Source organism: Cupriavidus consociatus (assembly GCF_017814975.1).
Taxonomy (GTDB): Bacteria; Pseudomonadota; Gammaproteobacteria; order Burkholderiales; family Burkholderiaceae; genus Cupriavidus; species Cupriavidus consociatus.
Window position 1 is genome coordinate 118,777 of sequence record NZ_JAGIQA010000014.1, and the last position, 19,872, is coordinate 138,648.

The window sequence follows — 19,872 nt, forward strand, 5'->3', positions numbered from 1 at the left end:
GAAGATCCTTGGCGATTGCGAGGCAGCCAGCGCCGCCTCGTCAGCATGTCGGTTGATCAGTCGTTGACCCGTGCACGCGCTATTTGTTCGCGGAATCGTGCGCCGCCGGTTGGCCGGGCCGGGCCGGCCGGCCGATGGCGTGGTACTCGACGCCGCTCTCGGCCATCGCCTGGGGCTCGTACAGATTGCGCCCGTCGAAAATCACCGGCGTCTTCAGCCGCCGCTTGATCTGGCCGAAGTCCGGGCTGCGGAATACCTTCCATTCGGTCACGATAACCAGCGCGTCGGCGCCGTCCAGCGCATCCATCTGGTTGTCGTGGAAGCTGACGCGCGCCATCGCGTCCGGCAGGTTGGACAGGTCGGACTCCAGCGCGCGGCGTGCTTCCACCATCGACACCGGGTCGTGCACGCGCAGTGCCGCGCCGCGCGACACCAGCTCCCGCGCCAGGACCCGCGACGGCGCCTCGCGCATATCGTCGGTATTGGGCTTGAATGCCAGCCCCCAGATGGCAAAAGTGCGGCCGGCAAGGTCGTCGCCGAAGCGGCGCACGATCTTCTCGCCCAGCACGCGCTTCTGCGCACCATTGACCGCCTCAACCGCCTCGAGCACGCGCATGGGCTTGCCGTGGTCGGCCGCGGTGCGCATCAGCGCCTGCACGTCCTTGGGAAAGCACGAACCGCCGTAACCGGCGCCGGCATACAGGAAACTGTAGCCGATACGCGGATCCGAGCCGATACCCATCCGGACAAGTTCGATATCGGCGCCGACCTCATCGGCCAGGTTGGCCAGTTCGTTCATGAACGAGATACGCGTGGCCAGCATCGAATTGGCGGCGTACTTGGTGAACTCGGCGGAGCGCACGTCCATGTAGAACGTACGCTCATGGTGCCGGTTGAACGGCGCGTACAGCGTGCGCATGGTGGCCTGCGCGTGGCGGCCGGCGGCGTCCGGGTTGCAGCCCAGCACGATGCGGTCGGGGCGCATGAAATCCTCGACCGCCGCGCCCTCCTTCAGGAACTCGGGGTTCGACACCACCGAGAACTGCAGGTCTTCGAGCCCGCGCGCGGCCAGTTCCTCGCGGATCGCGGCGGTGACGCGGTCGCCCGTGCCCACCGGCACGGTGGATTTGTCGACCACCACCTTGAACCCGGTCATGTGCCGTCCGATATTGTGCGCCGCCGCCAGCACGTACTTGAGGTCCGCCGAGCCGTCTTCGTCCGGCGGCGTGCCGACGGCGATGAACTGCACGTCGGCATGCTCCACGCTGGCGGCGACGTCGGTGGAAAAAACCAGGCGGCCGGCGGCGCGGTTGCGCTGGATCAGCTCCTGCAGGCCCGGCTCGTAGATCGGCACGCCGCCCGCATTGAGCAGCGCGATCTTCTTTTCGTCCAGGTCGAGGCAAAACACATCATTGCCCAGTTCCGCCAGGCAAGCGCCGGTGACGAGGCCGACATAGCCGCTGCCGATAATGGTGACTTTCATGGCTTCAGATCAGGTTCTGTGGTGCTGCGCGCCGGGCTTAGCCGAGCGTCTCGGAACGCCGCGGGGCATAGGTTTCCCAGCGATTGCAACCCGGGCATTGCCAGTAGAACAGGCGGGCGCGGAAACCGCATTCGCGGCAGGTATAGCGCGCCAGGTTGCGCGTGCGCGCCTGCAGCAGGTCTCGGATCGCGCCGGTTTCCTGATCGCGGTCGCCGGCACCGTCCTCGGCCGGGGCATCGGCACCGGCCGGCACTTCTGCCGAGGTCACGGCTGCCTGCGCCTCGAAGTACTTTGTCAGCGCCAGCAGCGTGGGCTGCCGCCGCAATTGCTCGCGCATCAGGCGCGCCGCGGCCTCGGGGCCGTTCGTTTCAAGCTCGGCCTTGTAGGCCGTGTCGAGCAGTTCCGGCGCCAGCTTGCCCTTGAGCAGGCCGTGCAGCCACTCCAGCGCCGAGCCTTCCTGCTGCAGGCCGGCATAGGCCTTGACCACGCGGTCGGCCACCAGCGGCAGAAAAGAGGCGTCCTGCCGTTCGATGCCCAGCCAGTGGCCGAGCGCGGCACGTGCGTCGCCAGCGGCGGCGGCCACGTCGCCCAGCAGGATCGGTGCGCGCACATTGGCCGGATTTTCTTCGCTGGCCTGGTTCAGCCACTTCACCGCATCCTCGGGGCGCTTGCGCTGCAGCGCGTCCTGCGCCAGTTCGCAGCAGAACTGGGCGATCTGCAGGCTGTAGCTGTTGTGCTCCAGCGTCTGCAGCTCACGCGCGGCGTCGATGGCCTTTTGCCACTCTTTCTCGACCTCGTACAGCTCGAGCAGCACGCGCTTGGCCGAGGCTGCATACGGGCCGGACATCAGCCGGCGCAGCGACTCCTCGGCGCGGTCCAGCAGGCCGGCGCGCAGGAAGTCCTGGCCCAGTTCGTAAAGCGCATGTTCGCGCTCCGGCTCGGGCAGGTCGGGACGGGTCGCGAGATTCTGGTGCACGCGGATGGCGCGCTCGGTTTCGCCGCGGCGGCGGAACAGCGCGCCGAGGGCAAAGTGGAGTTCGGTGGTTTCGGGATCAAGGCGAGCCACCTCGATAAAGGCGTCGATGGCCTTGTCGGGTTGCTCGTTGAGCAGGAAATTGAGGCCCTTGAAATACGAACGCGGCAGCGCACCCTGCTCGCTGATGAGCTGCCGCACGTCGAAGCGCGCCGCCATCCAGCCGAGGCCAAAGACAAGTGGCAGCGCCAGCAACCACCAGGTTTCAAACATCATGGATCAGACTTTCGGGCCGACTACGTTGTAAGGGACCGGCTTGGCGTCGCGCGGCGTAGCCGTGCTTGCAACTGCCGGCTGCGGCGATGCGGATGCGGCGGCCGCCTGCACCTGCGTCAGCGCGCGGCGCAGCCTGGCGATCTCCATGCGCTGGCGCATCAGGCCAGGCGCCACCGAGGCCAGCGCCGCGACCGCGCCAAGCACGAAGGCGGCGAACAGGATCAGGATCAGCGGGGCATGCCAGACGGCGTTGAAGAACAGCTGCAGCGAAGCGTCGGCGGTATTGCGCAGCGCCAGCACGAACAGCAGCACGAATACGACGATACGGACGATCCAGGCGAACAGTTTCATGCAGGTAGGCAGCTTGGCAGCGTGACGTTTAGGCGACGCCGGCGCTTGCGCGCGGGCCGGCAATGACCCCGGCATTGTAACGGAATCACTTCCTCGATTCGGTAACGCGGCGGTTACGGGAGGCTAACGCGCGCGGCGCTGCGGACGCCGACACGAATTGTGCGGCAATGCCTCGCCGCCCGCGAGCAACGCGGGCCAGCAAGCGCAGAACAAAAAAAAGCGCCCCAAAGGGCGCTTTTTTTGACTTGCCAGTCAACTTGGCAGGAAGGCAATGCTCAGGAGCGGACCAGGTTCAGTCCACCCTCATGCAGCGCCGCCGGAGCGGCGCCGGAGCTCGCCTTGCCCGGCACAGCCTGGGCCGTGCCGACGGAAAGGCCGTTGCCATTGACGCCCGGGGGCGCCGGCTGGCTGCGGTCAACCCGTTCGCGCAACTCCTTGCCCGCCTTGAAGTGCGGTACCCGTTTTTCAGGTACCAGCACCCGCTCGCCGGACTTGGGATTGCGCCCCACGCGAGGCGGACGCTTGTTCAGACCAAAACTGCCGAATCCGCGGATCTCGATGCGATGGCCATCGGCCAGCGCCTCGGACATCGCGTCGAGTATCGTTTTGACCGAGATGTCCGCATCCCGCAGCAGCAGCTGTGGGAAGCGGGCAGCCAGTTTTTCGACGAGCTCCGACTTGGTCATGGGCATTCGCGCAAGCGCGGGGGCCTGCGATTACTGGTTGTCCTGGCCGAGCTTGGCCTTCAGCAGGGCGCCGAGGTTGGTCGTGCCAGCCGTGCCGGTGTCAGCCTGGAACTTCTGCATCGCTTCTTGCTGCTCTGCGCTGTCCTTGGCCTTGATCGACAGGTTGATGTTGCGCGACTTGCGGTCGACGTTCACCACCAGGGCGGTGATCTGCTCGCCTTCCTTCAGCACGTTGCGGGCGTCTTCCACACGGTCAGCGGAGATTTCCGAAGCACGCAGGTAGCCTTCCACGTCGTCAGCCAGCTGGACCACGGCGCCCTTGGCGTCAACGGCCTTGATGGTGCCGGTAACGATCGAGCCCTTGTCGTTGGCCGAGATGAAGTTGTTGAACGGATCGCCCGACAGCTGCTTGATGCCCAGCGAGATGCGCTCCTTGTCGACGTCGATGCCCAGAACCACGGCTTCGACTTCGTCGCCCTTCTTGTACTTGCGCACGGCGTCTTCGCCGGACTCTTGCCAGGACAGGTCGGACAGGTGCACCAGGCCGTCGATGCCACCAGGCAGGCCGATGAACACGCCGAAGTCGGTGATCGACTTGATCTGGCCGCTCAGCTTGTCGCCCTTCTTGTGGTTACGCGAGAAATCGTCCCACGGGTTGGCCTTGCACTGCTTCATGCCCAGGCTGATACGACGCTTGTCTTCGTCGATATCCAGGACCATGACTTCCACTTCGTCGCCCAGCTGGACAACCTTGGACGGGGCAACGTTCTTGTTGGTCCAGTCCATTTCCGACACGTGCACCAGGCCTTCGATGCCGGCTTCGATCTCGACGAACGCGCCGTAGTCGGTCAGGTTGGTCACCTTGCCGAACAGGCGGGTGCCTTGCGGGTAGCGGCGCGAGATGCCGACCCACGGATCTTCGCCCAGTTGCTTCACGCCCAGCGAGACGCGGTTCTTTTCCTGGTCGAACTTGAGGATCTTGGCGGTGATTTCCTGGCCAACCGACAGCACTTCGCTCGGGTGGCGGACACGGCGCCAGGCCAGGTCGGTGATGTGCAGCAGGCCGTCGATACCGCCCAGGTCAACGAACGCACCGTAGTCGGTGATGTTCTTGACGATACCGTTGACGATGGCGCCTTCCTTCAGGGTTTCCATCAGCTTCTGGCGCTCTTCGCCCAGCGTGGCTTCGACCACGGCACGGCGCGACAGCACAACGTTGTTGCGCTTGCGGTCCAGCTTGATGACCTTGAATTCCAGGGTCTTGCCTTCGTACGGGGTGGTGTCCTTGATCGGACGCACGTCAACCAGCGAACCCGGCAGGAACGCGCGGATGCCGTTGACCATGACGGTCAGGCCGCCCTTGACCTTGCCGGTCACGGTACCCGAGATGATCTCGCCGTCTTCCAGCGCCTTCTCGAGGTTCAGCCACGATGCCAGGCGCTTGGCCTTGTCGCGGGACAGGATGGTGTCGCCATAGCCGTTCTCGAGTGCGTCGATGGCCACGGAGACGTAGTCGCCGGCCTGCACTTCGAGTTCGCCCTGGTCGTTCAGGAACTCCTCCACCGGCACAAATGCCTCGGACTTGAGGCCGGCGTTGACGACCACGAAGTTGTGGTCGATGCGCACGACTTCAGCGGAAATCACTTCGCCAGCCTTCATATTGGAGCGGGCGATCGATTCCTCGAACAGTGCGGCAAAGGATTCGTTAGTTTGCAGGTCGGACATAAACGTAAGGTGAAATCCGCAGTACGCTGGCCGGCGCGACTATCGCGCTCAGTCTGCCAGTGCAGCGGGGTCAGGTTTGACAAAAGCCAGCTTCGGGCCGATCAGGCAGGTCCGGGCTGGCGCCATCGGGTGCGGGCGAGGTCCGTTCACTTATCATGCGCCCGATGCATTGATGCACCGGACCGCACAGCGGCAAACCACTCCAGCACCTGCGCCACTGCCTGATCCACCGTCATGTCGGAGGTATCGAGCAGCTTTGCATCCTCGGCGGGACGCAGCGGTGCGGCCGCGCGGTTGCGATCCCGCGCGTCGCGCGCCTCAAGGTCACGCAAAAGGTCTTCGATATTAGCAGAAATTCCCTTATCAATCAATTGTTTATAGCGCCTGCGAGCACGCGCTTCAACACTTGCCGTGAGGAACACTTTCAGCTGGGCGTCCGGAAAGATCACCGTGCCCATGTCACGGCCATCGGCCACCAGGCCGGGCAGCTTGCGGAAGTCACGCTGCAGCTGGGTCAGCGCGTCGCGCACCGGCTGGTGCACGGCAATGGCCGAGGCGCGGTTGCCGATGGCCTCGGCCCGGATCGCCAGGCTGACTTCCTCTCCCTGCAGCCAGACCCTGTCGGGGCCGAACTTCACTTCAAGGCGGGAGGCGACCTTTGCCAGGGTGTCCACGTCGGCCAGGTCAACGCCGGCACGATCGCTGGCCAACGCCACCAGGCGGTACAGGGCCCCGCTGTCGAGCAGGTGGAAGCCCACCGCATCGGCGACCTTGTGCGCGACCGTGCCCTTTCCCGACGCGGTCGGCCCGTCAATGGTGATGACGTTGACGATAGTCATTGGTTATGAAACTCAAAGAAACGATTTATTGTTAAAACAACTGAGAATCATTATTATTTGATTCATGGCGCTTCGCCCCATTTGGCGGCAAGTACCCTCCAGTTTCAGTCGCGAGGCAATCTACCATGGCAAAAACCCTGACGTTCGGCATCATGCACCTCGGCATCGCTTTCAGCGTGACGTATGCGCTGACCGGCAGCATTGCCATCAGCGGTGCCGTCACGTTCATCGAACCGGCCGTCAATACCGTGGCCCACTACTTCTTCGATCGCTACTGGGAACGGCGCGAGCGCCGCCAGGCTGCTGCCAGCCGTGAAGCAATCAGCACCCCAGCCACGCCAGGCGATCTGGTCAGCGCGTAACGCCGGCAAACACGCTGAAGTAGTCCGGGAACGTCTTCGCCACGCAACCGGGATCGTTGATCCGCACCGGCAGCGGCCCGAACGCGGCCAGCGAGAAACACATCGCCATGCGATGGTCATCATAGGTGCCAATACCGTCGGCCGGGGTCTGCCAGGCGGGCGGCGGCGTCACACGCAGATAGTCAGCCCCTTCTTCCACGACTGCGCCCAGCTTGCGCAGTTCCGTAGCCATCGCCGCGATCCGGTCGGTTTCCTTGACGCGCCAGCTGGCGATATTGGTCAGCGTGGTGGTGCCTTCGGCAAACAGCGCAGCCACCGCCAGGGTCATGGCCGCGTCGGGAATGTGGTTGCAGTCCAGCTCGATGCCGTGCAGGCGGCCGTCGTCCCGTTCCGTACCGCGCACTTCGATCCAGTTGTCCCCAGCCATGATGTTGGCGCCCATGCGGTTGAGCGCATCGGCGAAGCGCACATCGCCCTGGATGCTGGCCATGCCTACGCCCTCGACCCGCACCGGGCCGCCGCCGATCGCACCGGCCGCCAGGAAATACGATGCGGAGGACGCATCGCCCTCCACATAGATTTCGCCGGGTGACTGGTAGGCCGCGCCGGCTTGCAGCACGAAGCGCTCCCAGCCGTGCCGCTCGACCTGGATGCCGAAACGCGCCAGCAGGTTCAGCGTGATCGCGATATAGGGCTTGGAAATCAGCTCGCCCACCACCTCGATCTCGATCCGGCCGCTGTCGCTTTGCGCCATCGGCAGGCTCATCAGCAGCGCGGTCAGGAACTGGCTCGACACATCGCCGCGCACGCGGATCGGGGCGTCGATGCGGATGCCGGCCGGCTGGATATGCAGCGGCGGGAAGCCTTCATTGCCAAGGTAGTCGATCACCGCGCCGACCTGGCGCAGGCCGTCGACCAGGTCGCCGATCGGCCGCTCGTGCATGCGCGGCACGCCCGACAGCTTGTAGCTGCCGCCCTGCAGGGCCAGCGCGGCCGTGAGCGGGCGGATCGCCGTGCCGGCGTTGCCCATGAACAGCTCGGCCGACTTGTTCGGGAAATTGCCGCCCGCGCCAGTCACGATGTAATCGGCGCCATCCTGCCGCCACGCCACGCCCAGCGTGCGCAGCGCCTGCAGCATCACGCGGGTGTCGTCGGAATCGAGCAGGTCGCGCACGCGGGTTTCGCCGGTGGCCAGCGCGGCCAGCAGCAGCACGCGGTTGGAGATGCTTTTCGAGCCCGGCAGCCGCACGGTGCCGGTGGCGCGGGTCAGGGGGCCAAGCGTCAGGTGTTCCATGGTCTCGGTAGGCGCCGGGGCGCCTCGGTAAGGCAAATTCAGCAGTTCAGTCGCGCTGCGGCTGCTTGCCGCCATCGCGCTGGCTTTTGGTTCGATATCAGGGTTCGGTATTGTTGCTGCCCGCGGCGCGGTCGGCGCCCCAGGCCAGCCGGGTCTTGCTGGCGCGCGTGAAGATACGCTCGAGCGCGTCGCCGTCGCCCTTCTCGATCTGCGTCTTCAGGTGCGCGAGCACCGACTGGTAGGTATTCAGTTCACGCAGCAGCGCATCCCGGTTGGCTACGCAGATGTCGCGCCACATTTCCGGCGACGAGCCCGCGATGCGCGTGAAATCGCGGAACCCGCCGCCGGCGAAATCCAGCTTCAGCGCGGCGTCTTCGGCGTTGGCCACCTGCGCCACCAGCGCGTACGACAGCACGTGCGGCAGGTGGCTGACCGATGCGAACACCGCGTCGTGCTGCACCGCCGACATCACGTGGCACTGTGCGCCGGCTTGCTCCCACATCGCGCGGACTGCCGCGACGTCGTCGCGCGTGTTTTCCTGCAGCGGGCACAGCACGGTTTTCTTGCCGACGTACAGGTCGGCGAGCGCGGCTTCCACGCCGTTGAGCTCGCGCCCGGCAATCGGGTGCGCCGGCACGAACTGCGCGACCTTGTCGCCCAGTGCGGTCTTTGCCGCCATGATCACATCGGACTTGGTACTGCCCGCATCGGTGACGATGGTGCCAGGCCCCAGGTGCGGCTCCAGCGCATGCAGCAGCGCAAAGTTCTGCGCCACCGGCGCGCACAGCACGATCAGGCTGGCGCCGCGCGCGGCATCGGCGAGCGTTGCCGCTTCGTCGATCACGCCAAGGTCCAGCGCCTTCTGCAGCGACGCGGGCGAGCGGCCCACGCCGACCACCGTGCCCGCCACGCCGGCACGCTTGAGCGCCAGCGCGAGCGAGCCGCCGATCAGGCCGACGCCGACAATGACAACACGGGGAAAATGCAAAGCACTCACGATTTCAGGCCCGACGGGCAGTGGCTCGGCCAGGCCGAGCGATAACAAAAAGGTACGGCGCCAGGCACACCGGCCCGGCGTGAATCGGCGCGATTGTAGCGGGGCTTACGCCAGCGCCCGCTCCAGTGCCGCAATGAAGGCAGCGTTTTCCTCGGGCAGGCCGACAGTCACGCGCAGCCAGCGCGGCAGGTTGTAATTGCCCACCGGGCGCACGATCACGCCCTGCTTCAGCAAGGCCACGTTGATACGCGCGCCGGCACCGTCGTCGTCGCCGACGCGGACCAGCATGAAGTTGCCCGAAGACGGCACGTACTCCAGGCCGAGCCGGTCGAAGCCCTCGACCAGTTGCGCCTTGCCCGCACGGTTCAGCTCCGCGCTGCGGCGCAGGAACTCGGCATCCCCGAGCGCCGCGGTCGCCGCGGCCTGCGCCACGCTGTTGACATTGAATGGCTGGCGGATGCGGTTAAGCAGATCGGTCAGTGCCGGCTGCGCCACGGCGTAGCCGATGCGCAGCCCTGCCAGGCCATACGCCTTGGAAAAGGTGCGCGACACCATCAGGTTGGGATAGCGGCGCACCCACTCGATCGAATCGTATTGCTGGTCGGCATCCAGGTATTCGTTGTAGGCCTCGTCCAGCACCACCACCACGTTCGGCGGCACCGCCCGCAGGAAGGCCTCGATCTGTGCAGCCGGCAGGAAGGTGCCGGTGGGATTGTTCGGGTTGGCGATAAAGACCAGCCGGGTATCCGGCGCGATCGCGGCGCCCATGGCATCGAGATCGTGGCCGTAGTCGCGTGCCGGCACTTCGATGGCCCGGGCGCCGATCTCCTGTGTCGCCAGCGCATAGACCGCGAACGAGTACTCGGCATAGACGATCGACTGGCCGGGCTCAACCAGCGCATGCGCCGCCAGCTCGAGGATATCGTTGCTGCCGTTGCCCAGCGTAAGCCAGTCCTCCGGCACCCCGAAACGCGCCGACAGCGCGGCCTTCAGCGCAAAGCAGTTCGAATCGGGATAGCGCCCCAAGTCGGCCACGGCGGCAGCGACGGCGCGCTGCGCCGCCACCGGCATGCCCAGCGGATTCTCGTTGGAGGCGAGCTTGACGATGCCGGCCTCGTCCAGGCCGAACTCGCGCGCGACTTCCGAAATCGGCTTGCCGGCCACGTACGGCGAGATCGCCCGCACATAGTCCGGCCCAAACACCGTGCCGCCATGCTTACCCTGCTCTGCCATCTTGTCTCCTTGCTCCGTTTGCGCTGGCCTTACTTGCTCGACGGATACGAGCCCAGCACCTTCAGGTAGGCCGCGTTGCGGCGCAGTTCGTCGATGGCGCGTGCCACCGCCGGCTCATGCTGGTGCCCTTCGACGTCGACGTAGAAGTAGTACTCCCACGCACCGCTGCGCGCGGGACGCGACTCGAAGCGGCACATCGACACGCCGTTCTCGGCCAGCGGCGCGAGCAGCTGGTACACCGCGCCGGCCTTGTTCGGCACCGACAGGATCATCGAGGTCTGGTCGCTGCCCGACGGCTCGGTCTCATAGCGGCCGATCACAGCGAAACGGGTGCGGTTGTGCGGATCATCCTGGATATGCGTGCGCACCAGGTGCAGGTGGTAGCGGTTGGCGGCGGATTCGCCGGCGATCGCCGCGACGGTCGGGTCCTCGCTGGCCATGCGCGCGGCCTCGGCATTGCTCGATACCGCCTGGCGCTCCAGGTGCGGATAGTTGGCGGTCAGCCAGTGCTGGCACTGCGCCAGGGCCTGCGCATGCGCGCGCACCACGGTCACGCCCTTCATGTCGGGCGTGGACGCCATCAGGTTGTGGTGTACCTTCAGCGCGATCTCGCCGCTGATCTTCAGCGACGTCTGCAGAAACAGGTCGAGCGTGCGCGACACCGCGCCCTCGGTCGAGTTTTCCACCGGCACCACGCCGTATTCGACCGTGCCAGCCTCCACCGCACGGAACACTTCGTCGATGCTGGGGCAAGGCACGCCGCTCACTTCATGACCGAAGTGCGCATACAGCGCCTGTTCCGAGAACGTGCCGGCCGGGCCCAGGAAAGCGACTTCCAGCGGCTTCTCGAGCCCGCGGCAGGCGGACATCACCTCGCGCCAGATCGCGGCCACGCTCTCGCCCAGCAACGGTCCCGGGTTGGCGCCCTGCACCTTGCGGATGACCTGCAGCTCGCGCTCCGGGCGGAACACGGGCGCGCCGTACTTCTTCTTGACCTCGCCCACCTCGAGCGCAAGCCTGGCCCGACGGTTCAGCATGGCCAGCAGTTCGCGGTCCACCGTGTCGATCTGCTCGCGCAGCGGCGCCAGCTCGACCGACAGATTGCGTTCGGCATCGCTCAGGTGGTTGCCGTTGGGCTGCGTCTCCTCGTGCGCAGGGATGCTGTCTTGACTTGTCATTGTATGAATCCGGTGGGCCGCCGGGGCGCGGCGGCCGGGGAAAAACCTGTCCGCGCCAGCCTGCGCGCGCGATGGCGCGCCGGCTGTGCCGCGGGCACGCGCCTCAGGCCGAGGTGCGTTCGAACTCGCGCATGAAATCGATCAGTGCCGTCACGCCTTCCAGCGGCATCGCGTTGTAGATGCTGGCGCGCATGCCGCCCACGGTCTTGTGTCCCTTGAGCTGCACCAGGCCATTGGCGCGTGCCTGCGCCAGGAAGGCATCATTGCGCGATTCATCACCGAGGAAGAACGGCACGTTCATGCGCGAACGGCAGCTCGGATCGATCTCATTGCGGTAGAAGTCGCTCTGGTCCAGGAAATCGTACAGCGCGGTAGCCTTGGCGATGTTGCGCTGCTCGATCGCCGGGACGCCGCCCTGGCGCTTGAGCCATTTGAAGACCAGCCCGGCGATGTAGATGGCGTACGTTGGCGGCGTGTTGTACATCGAGTTGTGCTCCGCCACCTGGCGCCAGTTGAATGCCGACGGGCACAGCGGATGCGCGTGGCCAAGCAGGTCTTCGCGCACGATCACGATGGTGACGCCGGCCGGGCCGATATTCTTTTGCGCGCCGCCGTAGACCACTTGCACGCGCGACCAATCGATCGGGCGCGACAGGATATGGCTGGAAGCGTCGGCCACCACCACACGCTTGCCCTTGACCTGGCCGATATCGGGAATCTCCTGGAACTCGACGCCAACGATGGTTTCGTTGGTGCACAGGTGCACGTATGCAGCGTCATCCGACAGTTTCCAGCCGGCAACGGCGGGAATTCGGTGGAATTTCTCCGCCTCGTTGGACGCGGCGATATTGACCGCGCCGTAGCGGCGCGCTTCCTGCTCGGTCTTGATCGACCAGGTGCCGGTGACGACGAAGTCGGCTTTGGGCTGATCGGCATTGCGCAGCCGCATCAGGTTCAGCGGCACAATGCCGTTTTCGCCAATGGCCCCGCCCTGCAGGAACAGCACGCGGAAATTGTCGGGGATATGCAGCAGCTCGCGCAGGTCGGCGATGGCTTCGTTGTGGATGCCCTCGAACTCGCGGCTGCGGTGGCTCATTTCCATCACCGAAACCCCGGTTCCGCGCCATGACAGCATTTCCTCGGCAGCCTGTTGCAGCACTTCGGCCGGCAGCATGGCCGGGCCCGGGGAGAAGTTGTAGACGCGTTCGGCCAATGCACGCTGCATCATGCCGGCAATTGCGGGATTCTGGGGATCGTTCATGAGACGGGAAAGGAAAAATGGCTGCCGGAGTTACCCAAGCAGCCATTATCCCTCAAACCCGCGCCCGGTTGGGCGTCCGGGGCCGGACCCCGGTGCGGCGCCGGCCCGCGCAAGGCGGCCGGCCCACGTAGCACTGCGACGCATTGCCTCAGGCGAACCCTGCGGCGAAGATCACTTCGACGCGGCGGTGATTTCCTTCTCGGCGGCGTCGCGCATCGACTTGCCGACCTGCGGGCCGTACTTCTGCATCATCGAACCCCAGATCTCCTGGGTCGCCTTGCCCTGGTTGGCCATGAACTTCTGGCCGGTCGGCGACTTCAGGAACGTGGTCAGGTCCTTCAGTTCCTGCGTGGAGTAGTACTTGCCGAAGGCGTCGTAATGGGCCTGGATCGCATCCTTGCGGAACCCGTCGGTGTTGAATGCCGTGCCGGCGCCGTCGACCATGCGCTGGACCGCGCCGTTCTTCTTCAGCTTTTCAACCGCGGCCTGCTTTTGCTTGTCGCTCAAGGTCTTGTTCTCGACCAGAACCTGCTCCAGCACCAGCGGGGCTTCCTGCTTGGCACCTTGCTGCCAGTTTTCTGCCTGGCCCTTGACGGCCTGGTCAGCCTGCATGACGGAAAGCAGTTCCTTGATGGCAGCCGTCTTTTCCCCGTCCTGTGCATGGGCATGCTGCGCCACCATGAAGGTCGGAACGAAAGCGGCCAGAACAGCGATACGTCGATAGGTTTTGAGCATTGTGACTCCCTGGTAAATACGTCCGTTTTAGTCCGGACAGCCGCAAGGCGAGTTCCGGCTGGCGTCCTGTTGTTGCAACAATTTACGTTTTAACGCGCGATGGGGCCAATTAGTTACGAATTGGCGTCGGCATCGGCATTACCGCCCGCCTCTTCCGCCTCTTCCGGGCCGGCGCCATTGTCGGCGTCGCTCTCGACGATGCGTTGCAGGCCGGACAGCTTGGTGCCCTCGTCGACGTTGATCAGCGTGACGCCCTGCGTGGCGCGACCCATTTCCCGGATTTCACCGACACGGGTACGGATCAGCACACCGCCGGTGGTGATCAGCATGATTTCGTCTTCCGGCGAAACCAGCGCCGCCGCCACGACGCGGCCATTGCGCTCGCTGGTCTGGATCGCGATCATGCCCTTGGTGCCGCGGCCGTGGCGAGTGTACTCGGCGATCGGCGTGCGCTTGCCGTAGCCGTTCTCGGTTGCGGTCAGCACGCTGCCGCGCACGCCCGCCTCGGCTTCCTCGGCAGTTTCCGCAGGCGCGACCAGCATGGCGATCACCGCCTGGCCGTCTTCCAGGTTCATGCCGCGCACGCCACGCGCCTGGCGACCCATGGGGCGGACATCGTTTTCGTCGAAGCGCACCGCCTTGCCGGCATCCGAGAACAGCATCACGTCGTGCTGCCCGTCGGTCACGGCGGCGCCGATGAGGTAGTCGCCCTCATCCAGGTCGACGGCGATGATGCCGGCCTTGCGCGGGTTGGAGAACTCGGTCAGCGCCGTCTTCTTGACCGTGCCGCGGGCGGTGGCCATGAAGATGAAGTGCTCGGCATCGAACTGGCGCACCGGCAGGATCACGTTGATCTTTTCGCCGTCAGACAGCGGGAACATGTTGACGATGGGGCGGCCGCGGGAGTTGCGCGAGCCCTGCGGCACCTCATAGACCTTCAGCCAGTACAGTCGGCCGCGGTTCGAGAAGCACAGGATGTAGTCGTGGGTATTTGCCACGAACAGGGTGTCGATCCAGTCGTCTTCCTTGGTCGCCGCCGCCTGCTTGCCGCGGCCGCCACGCTTCTGCGCCCGGTACTCGGAGATCGGCTGGCTCTTCATATAGCCGCTGTGTGACAGGGTGACCACCATGTCCTGCGGCGTGATCAGGTCCTCGGTGTCCAGCTCGGTCGCATTCAGTTCGATCTGCGAACGTCGGTCATCGCCGAATTCGGCGCGGATCGCCGTAAGTTCGTCGGTGATGATCGCGGTAATGCGTTCCGGACGCGCCAGGATATCGAGCAGGTCGGCGATTATCGCCATGACATCGCGATATTCCTGGACGATCTTGTCCTGTTCCAGGCCGGTGAGGCGTTGCAGGCGCATTTGCAGGATTTCCTGCGCCTGGCTGTCGGACAGCTTGTAGAGGCCGTCGGCCTGCATGCCGAATACCGCCGGCAGGCCGTCCGGCCGGTATGACGCACGGCCGCCGGGGGTCTCGCTTTCCGCCCGTGCCAGCATATCGCGCACCAGGCTGGAATCCCAGGCCTTGGACATGAGTTCCTGCTTGGCGATCGGCGGCGTCGGCGCGGCCTTGATGATGGCGATGAACTCGTCGATATTCGCCAGCGCCACGGCCAGGCCTTCGAGCACATGGCCGCGCTCGCGCGCCTTGCGCAGCTCGTATACGGTGCGCCGGGTCACGACCTCGCGGCGGTGTGCGAGGAAGTACTCCAGCATCTGTTTCAGGTTCAGCAGGCGCGGCTGGCGGTCGACCAGCGCCACCATGTTCATGCCAAAGGTGTCCTGCAGCTGGGTGTTCTTATATAGGTTGTTGAGAACGACCTCGGGAACCTCGTTGCGCTTGAGTTCGATCACCACGCGCATACCGGACTTGTCGGACTCGTCGCGGATATCGGAGATGCCCTCGATCTTCTTTTCCGTGACCAGCTCGGCAATGCGCTCCAGCAGAGTGCGCTTGTTCACCTGGTAGGGCAGTTCGTCGACGATGATCGCCTGGCGCTGTCCCCGGTCGATGTCCTCGAAGTGCGTCTTGGCGCGCATGACCACGCGGCCGCGGCCGGTGCGATAGCCTTCGCGCACACCCTGGATGCCGTAGATAATGCCAGCGGTCGGAAAATCCGGAGCCGGAATCAATTCAATCAGTTCATCCACCGTCGCCTGCGGATTGCGCAGCAGATGCAGGCAGCCGTCTACGATTTCATTCAGGTTATGCGGCGGGATATTGGTGGCCATACCCACTGCAATACCCGAGGAACCGTTGATTAGCAGATTGGGAATACGAGCCGGGAGAATAGACGGCTCTTTTTCAGAGCCGTCATAGTTGCTGTCGAAATCGACGGTTTCCTTGTCGATATCGTGCAGCATCTCGTGGGCGATTTTCGACAGGCGGATTTCGGTATAACGCATGGCCGCGGCGTTATCGCCGTCGACCGAGCCGAAATTGCCCTGCCCGTCCACCAGCATGTAGCGCAGGGAAAAGTCCTGCGCCATGCGGACAATGGTGTCGTATACAGCAGTGTCACCGTGCGGGTGGTACTTACCAATCACATCCCCGACGATACGGGCGGACTTCTTGTACGGACGGTTCCAGTCGTTGTTAAGCTCGTGCATCGCATACAGCACGCGCCGGTGCACCGGTTTCAGGCCGTCCCGCACGTCGGGAAGCGCGCGCCCGACGATCACGCTCATGGCGTAGTCGAGATAGGAGCGGCGCATTTCCTCTTCGAGGGAGACCGGAAGGGTTTCTTTTGCGAATGGATCCATTGCGGCGTGGTTTATGCGGCAGGTTTAAGCGAATGACAGGCCCTTTTGCACGTGGCGCCGGCGGGCGCCTGACGGCTGGGCAACGTGCCATTCTAACATGCCGGCACCCCCGACTCGCCGGGTCGGAACAGCCCCGCCAGGGCCCGTCGGCGGCCCTGCCCAAATCCCGGAAACCCTGATGCCACAAGGCTTTGCGGGCGACACAAGACCCATGTTGCACAAACACCACAGACCCAAAACCCATAGGGCGAATCGAATATATTTACTTCGTAGGAAACGACCCTTGTGGCACAATTCCCCAGCGAAGAGCCAGACATTGTTCGAAGTGGAGCATACACCACATCGAGAATGTTATACTCCGAAGAATGTATGACTTGTTTTCGTCCATTTGCTCGCAGTAACCCTGCGGTGATCTCATCCTGAGAGGAGAAATATGAAAAAATTTGCCAAGCTCGCGCTCGTTGCAGCTACCGCAGTAATGGCTGCATCCGCTCAAGCCCAGTCCGTCCCCTACGAAAAGAAGGCAGTGAACGATAACTGGGGCAACGGTACGAGCGAGTACGTGTGGAAGAATGGCACGAACGAGCTCTGCTGGCGCGACAGCTCCTGGACTCCGGCCACCGCCAACGCGCTGTGCGACGGCGCCCTGGCTCCCGCAGCACCGGCACCGGCACCGGCACCGGTCGCTCCGCCGGTCGTCTCGAGCGAGAAGGTCACTTTCGCTGCTGACACCCTGTTCGACTTCGACAAGGCTGTCCTGAAGCCGGAAGGCAAGGCCAAGCTGGACGACCTGGTCTCGAAGCTGCAAGGCATCACCCTGGAAGTCATCATCGCCGTTGGTCACACCGACTCGTTCGGCTCGGACAAGTACAACGATCGCCTGTCGATCCGCCGTGCTGAATCGGTCAAGGCTTACCTGGTGAGCAAGGGCGTTGAAGCCAACCGCGTCTACACCGAAGGCAAGGGCAAGCGCCAGCTGAAGGTCGATCCGAAGTCGTGCAAGGGCAACCGCAAGGCCCAGATCGCCTGCCAGCAGCCGAACCGCCGCGTGGAAGTCGAAGTGGTCGGCACCCGCAGCGCACGTTAATCGGATCCTTTCCGATCAAGAAAGCCCAGCGCAAGCTGGGCTTTTTTTTTGATACAGTTGGCCACACACCTCCTCCGCCGGCGTGGGCAGTTGCCGCCGGCCCGCATACGATGACGTTGCCCTCCCAGACTCTGTCCGCCCATCCCGATCCGCTGCGCCGGAACGCCGACCCCAAGGAAATCGACAAATTCAGCGAACTGGCCCACCGCTGGTGGGACCCCGAGAGTGAGTTCAAGCCACTGCATGAGCTCAATCCGCTGCGCCTGGGCTGGATCGACGGCATTGCCGGGCTCGCGGGCAAGCGTGTGGTTGACGTGGGCTGCGGTGGCGGCATCCTGTCCGAGAGCATGGCGCGCCTTGGTGCCAACGTGCGCGGCATTGACCTCTCCAGCAAGGCGCTGAAGGTCGCGGACCTGCACAGCCTGGAGTCCGGCGTGGCCGTCACCTATGAGGAGATCGCGGCAGAAGCGCTGGCGGCGCGCGAACCCGGCAGCGTGGATGTCGTGACGTGCATGGAAATGCTCGAACACGTACCGGACCCAGCCTCGATCGTGCAAGCCTGCGCAACGCTGGTAAAGCCGGGCGGCCATGTTTTCTTCTCCACCATCAACCGCAACCTGAAGGCGTACCTGCTGGCCATCGTGGGCGCCGAGTACGTGCTGAACATGCTGCCGCGCGGCACGCACGATTATGAAAAGTTCATCACCCCGTCGGAACTGGCGCGCTTCGCCCGCAACGCAGGGCTGGACCTGATCGAGATGCGCGGCATGACCTATAACCCGCTATCGCAGGTCTATGCGCTGGGCCGCGACACGGATGTGAATTACATGATGGCGTTCCGCCGGGTGTCGGCATGAGCGGGGGCATCGCAGGCGTCTTCTTCGACCTCGACGGCACGCTGGCGGACACGGCGCCGGACCTGGCGGCTGCCGCCAACCGGCTGGTCGTCGAACGAGGCCGCCCACCGGTGGCGTATGAGAAGCTTCGGCCCGTTGCCTCGCATGGGGCGCGCGGCCTGCTCGGCGCGGCGTTCGGGCTGGTGCCCGAGGACGCGGACTTTCCGGCGCTGCGGGATATCTTTCTCGACTACTACGAAGCCGACATCGCCGTCCACACGCGCCTGTTCGACGGCATGCCACAAGTGCTGTCGGCGCTGGAAGCAGCCGGCATCCCGTGGGGTATCGTCACCAACAAGATTGCGCGCTTCACGGTGCCGCTGGTCGCCGCCATCGGGCTGGCGCCGCGCGCCAGCGCAGTGGTCAGCGGCGACACCACCTCCCATGCCAAGCCCCACCCCGCCCCGCTGCTGCACGCCGCGGCCAGCGCCGGGGTCGATCCGCACCGTTGCGTGTACGTCGGCGACGACCTGCGCGACATCCAGGCGGGCAAGGCCGCCGGCATGATGACGGTCACGGCCGCCTATGGCTACTGCGGCGACGGCGAGCCGCCGGAGGCATGGGGCGCCGACCACCTGGTACGCCATCCGGCCGAACTGATCCCCCTGCTGGTGCCCGCGGCCGTGCGCTAGCGGCGTGGCGGCCAGCGCACAGCTGGCCGGGATGGAACTCCCCGCGACACTTTCCATCCAACCGGGTACAATCCAGCTTCTTCTCACTGGGGCCGACCTGGTTTCGACGTGGGTTACAAAGCAGTGGAGGGCATACCGAGGACCCGTCACCTCGTTAATCAATGGGAATGCAATAACTGCTAACGACGAACGTTACGCACTGGCAGCCTAAGGGCCGCCGTCCTCGCACTGGCTCGCTGACGGGCTAGGGTCGCAAGACCACGCGAGGTCATTTACGTCAGATAAGCTCCGGAAGTGTCACGGGTCCAGAGACGAAAATTTAGTGACTCGCCGTCGTAGAGCGTGTTCGTCCGCGATGCGCCGGTTAAATCAAATGACAGAACTAAGTATGTAGAACTCTCTGTGGAGGGCTTGCGGACGCGGGTTCGATTCCCGCCGGCTCCACCAGTTACACACTTCCGAGACTTACGGTCTCAGAAGCCCGGGAAACCCGTGATGACCACCGTCTTCACGGGTTTTTTGTTGCCGGTCATAGGAAAACGGTAACCGCCGCGCATTTGCGGCGGCAAAGCGTTACCTCGGGCATCCGACGATTACAATACTCAGCCGAAGCCCGCCAAGCCTGTCCCCATGTCTGACTATCCCCGCTTTACCATCAACCGCGCCATGGTCGCGCTGGTCCCCGAACAGCCGTTCCTCGACTGGATCCAGGCAGTTGATCCGCAGCCAGTTGCCGGCCTCACGCTGGAACAGGTGCGCGAGGACCAGAGCGTATTCCTGCTGCCCGAGGAACTGGCGGATACGCATGCCAACGCGGTTCACTGGGTCGAGAAGCGCTGGCAGGAATTCTTCGAATTCATGCTGGCCGAGTGGTTCGACGATTCGCTATGGCCCGAGACCCTGACGCTGGGCATGTTCCGCGAGTGGTTCAGCATCCGCTACCACTCCATGGTGTTCGACATGGCTCCGGATGCGCCGATGATGCATGAGGATTGGGACGAAGACGACGACTCGCCGGACATGCTGCACTAGCTTGCTTCAGCGGCGCTGCCACGGGCAGGGCATGCGATTGGGGCGAAAACAGTCAACGGGCCACTTG

Annotated in this window: 18 protein-coding genes and 1 other RNA gene; 6 read left to right on the forward strand and 13 right to left on the reverse strand. The window is 64.5% G+C overall.

All coding sequences use genetic code 11. The annotated features are described in order from the left end of the window. Positions 1-79 precede the first annotated feature (79 nt). The 6 genes from J8I82_RS20015 to cmk all read right to left on the reverse strand — a co-directional run bounded on the left by J8I82_RS20015 (position 80) and on the right by cmk (position 6,333). Positions 80-1,483, reverse strand: a complete 1,404-nt coding sequence (locus J8I82_RS20015; RefSeq protein ID WP_209760503.1) for a UDP-glucose dehydrogenase family protein — start codon at positions 1,481-1,483, stop codon at positions 80-82. Positions 1,484-1,520: 37 nt separating this feature from the next. Next, positions 1,521-2,732: a lipopolysaccharide assembly protein LapB gene (lapB, locus tag J8I82_RS20020; protein ID WP_209760504.1), complete on the reverse strand. Its 1,212-nt coding sequence runs from the start codon at positions 2,730-2,732 to the stop codon at positions 1,521-1,523. A gap of 3 nt (positions 2,733-2,735) precedes the next feature. Next, on the reverse strand, positions 2,736-3,083 hold the full coding sequence (locus J8I82_RS20025; protein ID WP_209760505.1) for a LapA family protein: 348 nt from the start codon (positions 3,081-3,083) through the stop codon (positions 2,736-2,738). Between the two features lie 275 nt (positions 3,084-3,358). Then, entirely contained in the window at positions 3,359-3,769 is a 411-nt protein-coding gene (locus J8I82_RS20030) for an integration host factor subunit beta (RefSeq protein WP_209760506.1), read from the reverse strand. A 30-nt stretch (positions 3,770-3,799) separates the two neighbouring features. Further along, the gene (gene rpsA / locus J8I82_RS20035; protein ID WP_133094010.1) at positions 3,800-5,494 is read right to left on the reverse strand and encodes a 30S ribosomal protein S1; all 1,695 of its coding nucleotides are present in this window, start codon (positions 5,492-5,494) and stop codon (positions 3,800-3,802) included. Positions 5,495-5,640: 146 nt separating this feature from the next. Further along, positions 5,641-6,333 carry a (d)CMP kinase gene (cmk, locus tag J8I82_RS20040; protein ID WP_209760507.1) on the reverse strand — a complete coding sequence of 231 codons (693 nt, stop codon included), beginning with the start codon at positions 6,331-6,333 and terminating at the stop codon, positions 5,641-5,643. A 125-nt stretch (positions 6,334-6,458) separates the two neighbouring features. Here cmk and J8I82_RS20045 point away from each other — a divergent pair, with 125 nt between their 5' ends. Beyond that, on the forward strand, positions 6,459-6,695 hold the full coding sequence (locus J8I82_RS20045; RefSeq protein ID WP_209760508.1) for a DUF2061 domain-containing protein: 237 nt from the start codon (positions 6,459-6,461) through the stop codon (positions 6,693-6,695). Here the strand turns inward: J8I82_RS20045 and aroA are convergent. The 7 genes from aroA to gyrA form a co-directional block, all read right to left on the reverse strand. Beyond that, the gene (gene aroA, locus J8I82_RS20050; RefSeq protein WP_209760509.1) at positions 6,685-7,989 is read right to left on the reverse strand and encodes a 3-phosphoshikimate 1-carboxyvinyltransferase; all 1,305 of its coding nucleotides are present in this window, start codon (positions 7,987-7,989) and stop codon (positions 6,685-6,687) included. The genes J8I82_RS20045 and aroA overlap by 11 nt on opposite strands. 97 nt (positions 7,990-8,086) lie before the next feature. Further along, entirely contained in the window at positions 8,087-8,986 is a 900-nt protein-coding gene (locus J8I82_RS20055; RefSeq protein ID WP_209760510.1) for a prephenate dehydrogenase, read from the reverse strand. A gap of 105 nt (positions 8,987-9,091) precedes the next feature. Continuing rightward, positions 9,092-10,219, reverse strand: coding sequence for a histidinol-phosphate transaminase (gene hisC / locus J8I82_RS20060; RefSeq protein WP_209760511.1), 1,128 nt, complete (start codon positions 10,217-10,219; stop codon positions 9,092-9,094). Positions 10,220-10,248: 29 nt separating this feature from the next. After that, complete coding sequence (gene pheA / locus J8I82_RS20065; RefSeq protein ID WP_209760512.1) at positions 10,249-11,397, reverse strand: prephenate dehydratase; 1,149 nt, start codon at positions 11,395-11,397, stop codon at positions 10,249-10,251. Between the two features lie 103 nt (positions 11,398-11,500). Then, positions 11,501-12,658: a 3-phosphoserine/phosphohydroxythreonine transaminase gene (serC, locus tag J8I82_RS20070; protein ID WP_209760513.1), complete on the reverse strand. Its 1,158-nt coding sequence runs from the start codon at positions 12,656-12,658 to the stop codon at positions 11,501-11,503. A gap of 171 nt (positions 12,659-12,829) precedes the next feature. Further along, a complete protein-coding gene (locus J8I82_RS20075; RefSeq protein WP_209760514.1) occupies positions 12,830-13,393 on the reverse strand; it encodes a DUF2059 domain-containing protein in 564 nt (187 codons plus the stop codon). A 113-nt stretch (positions 13,394-13,506) separates the two neighbouring features. Continuing rightward, a complete protein-coding gene (gyrA, locus tag J8I82_RS20080; protein WP_209760515.1) occupies positions 13,507-16,158 on the reverse strand; it encodes a DNA gyrase subunit A in 2,652 nt (883 codons plus the stop codon). 433 nt (positions 16,159-16,591) lie between these two features. Here gyrA and ompA point away from each other — a divergent pair, with 433 nt between their 5' ends. From ompA to J8I82_RS20105, 5 genes are all read left to right on the forward strand, one after another. Next, entirely contained in the window at positions 16,592-17,245 is a 654-nt protein-coding gene (ompA, locus tag J8I82_RS20085; protein ID WP_029045719.1) for an outer membrane protein OmpA, read from the forward strand. Positions 17,246-17,355: 110 nt separating this feature from the next. Beyond that, positions 17,356-18,102 (forward strand): bifunctional 2-polyprenyl-6-hydroxyphenol methylase/3-demethylubiquinol 3-O-methyltransferase UbiG, encoded by a 747-nt coding sequence (gene ubiG, locus J8I82_RS20090; protein ID WP_209760516.1) that lies wholly within the window; start codon positions 17,356-17,358, stop codon positions 18,100-18,102. After that, on the forward strand, positions 18,099-18,773 hold the full coding sequence (gene gph, locus J8I82_RS20095) for a phosphoglycolate phosphatase (protein ID WP_209760517.1): 675 nt from the start codon (positions 18,099-18,101) through the stop codon (positions 18,771-18,773). Before ubiG ends, gph begins: the two co-directional genes overlap by 4 nt. A gap of 88 nt (positions 18,774-18,861) precedes the next feature. Beyond that, positions 18,862-19,220: a transfer-messenger RNA gene (gene ssrA / locus J8I82_RS20100) on the forward strand. A gap of 183 nt (positions 19,221-19,403) precedes the next feature. Further along, on the forward strand, positions 19,404-19,805 hold the full coding sequence (locus J8I82_RS20105) for a hypothetical protein (protein ID WP_209760518.1): 402 nt from the start codon (positions 19,404-19,406) through the stop codon (positions 19,803-19,805). Positions 19,806-19,872 lie beyond the last annotated feature (67 nt).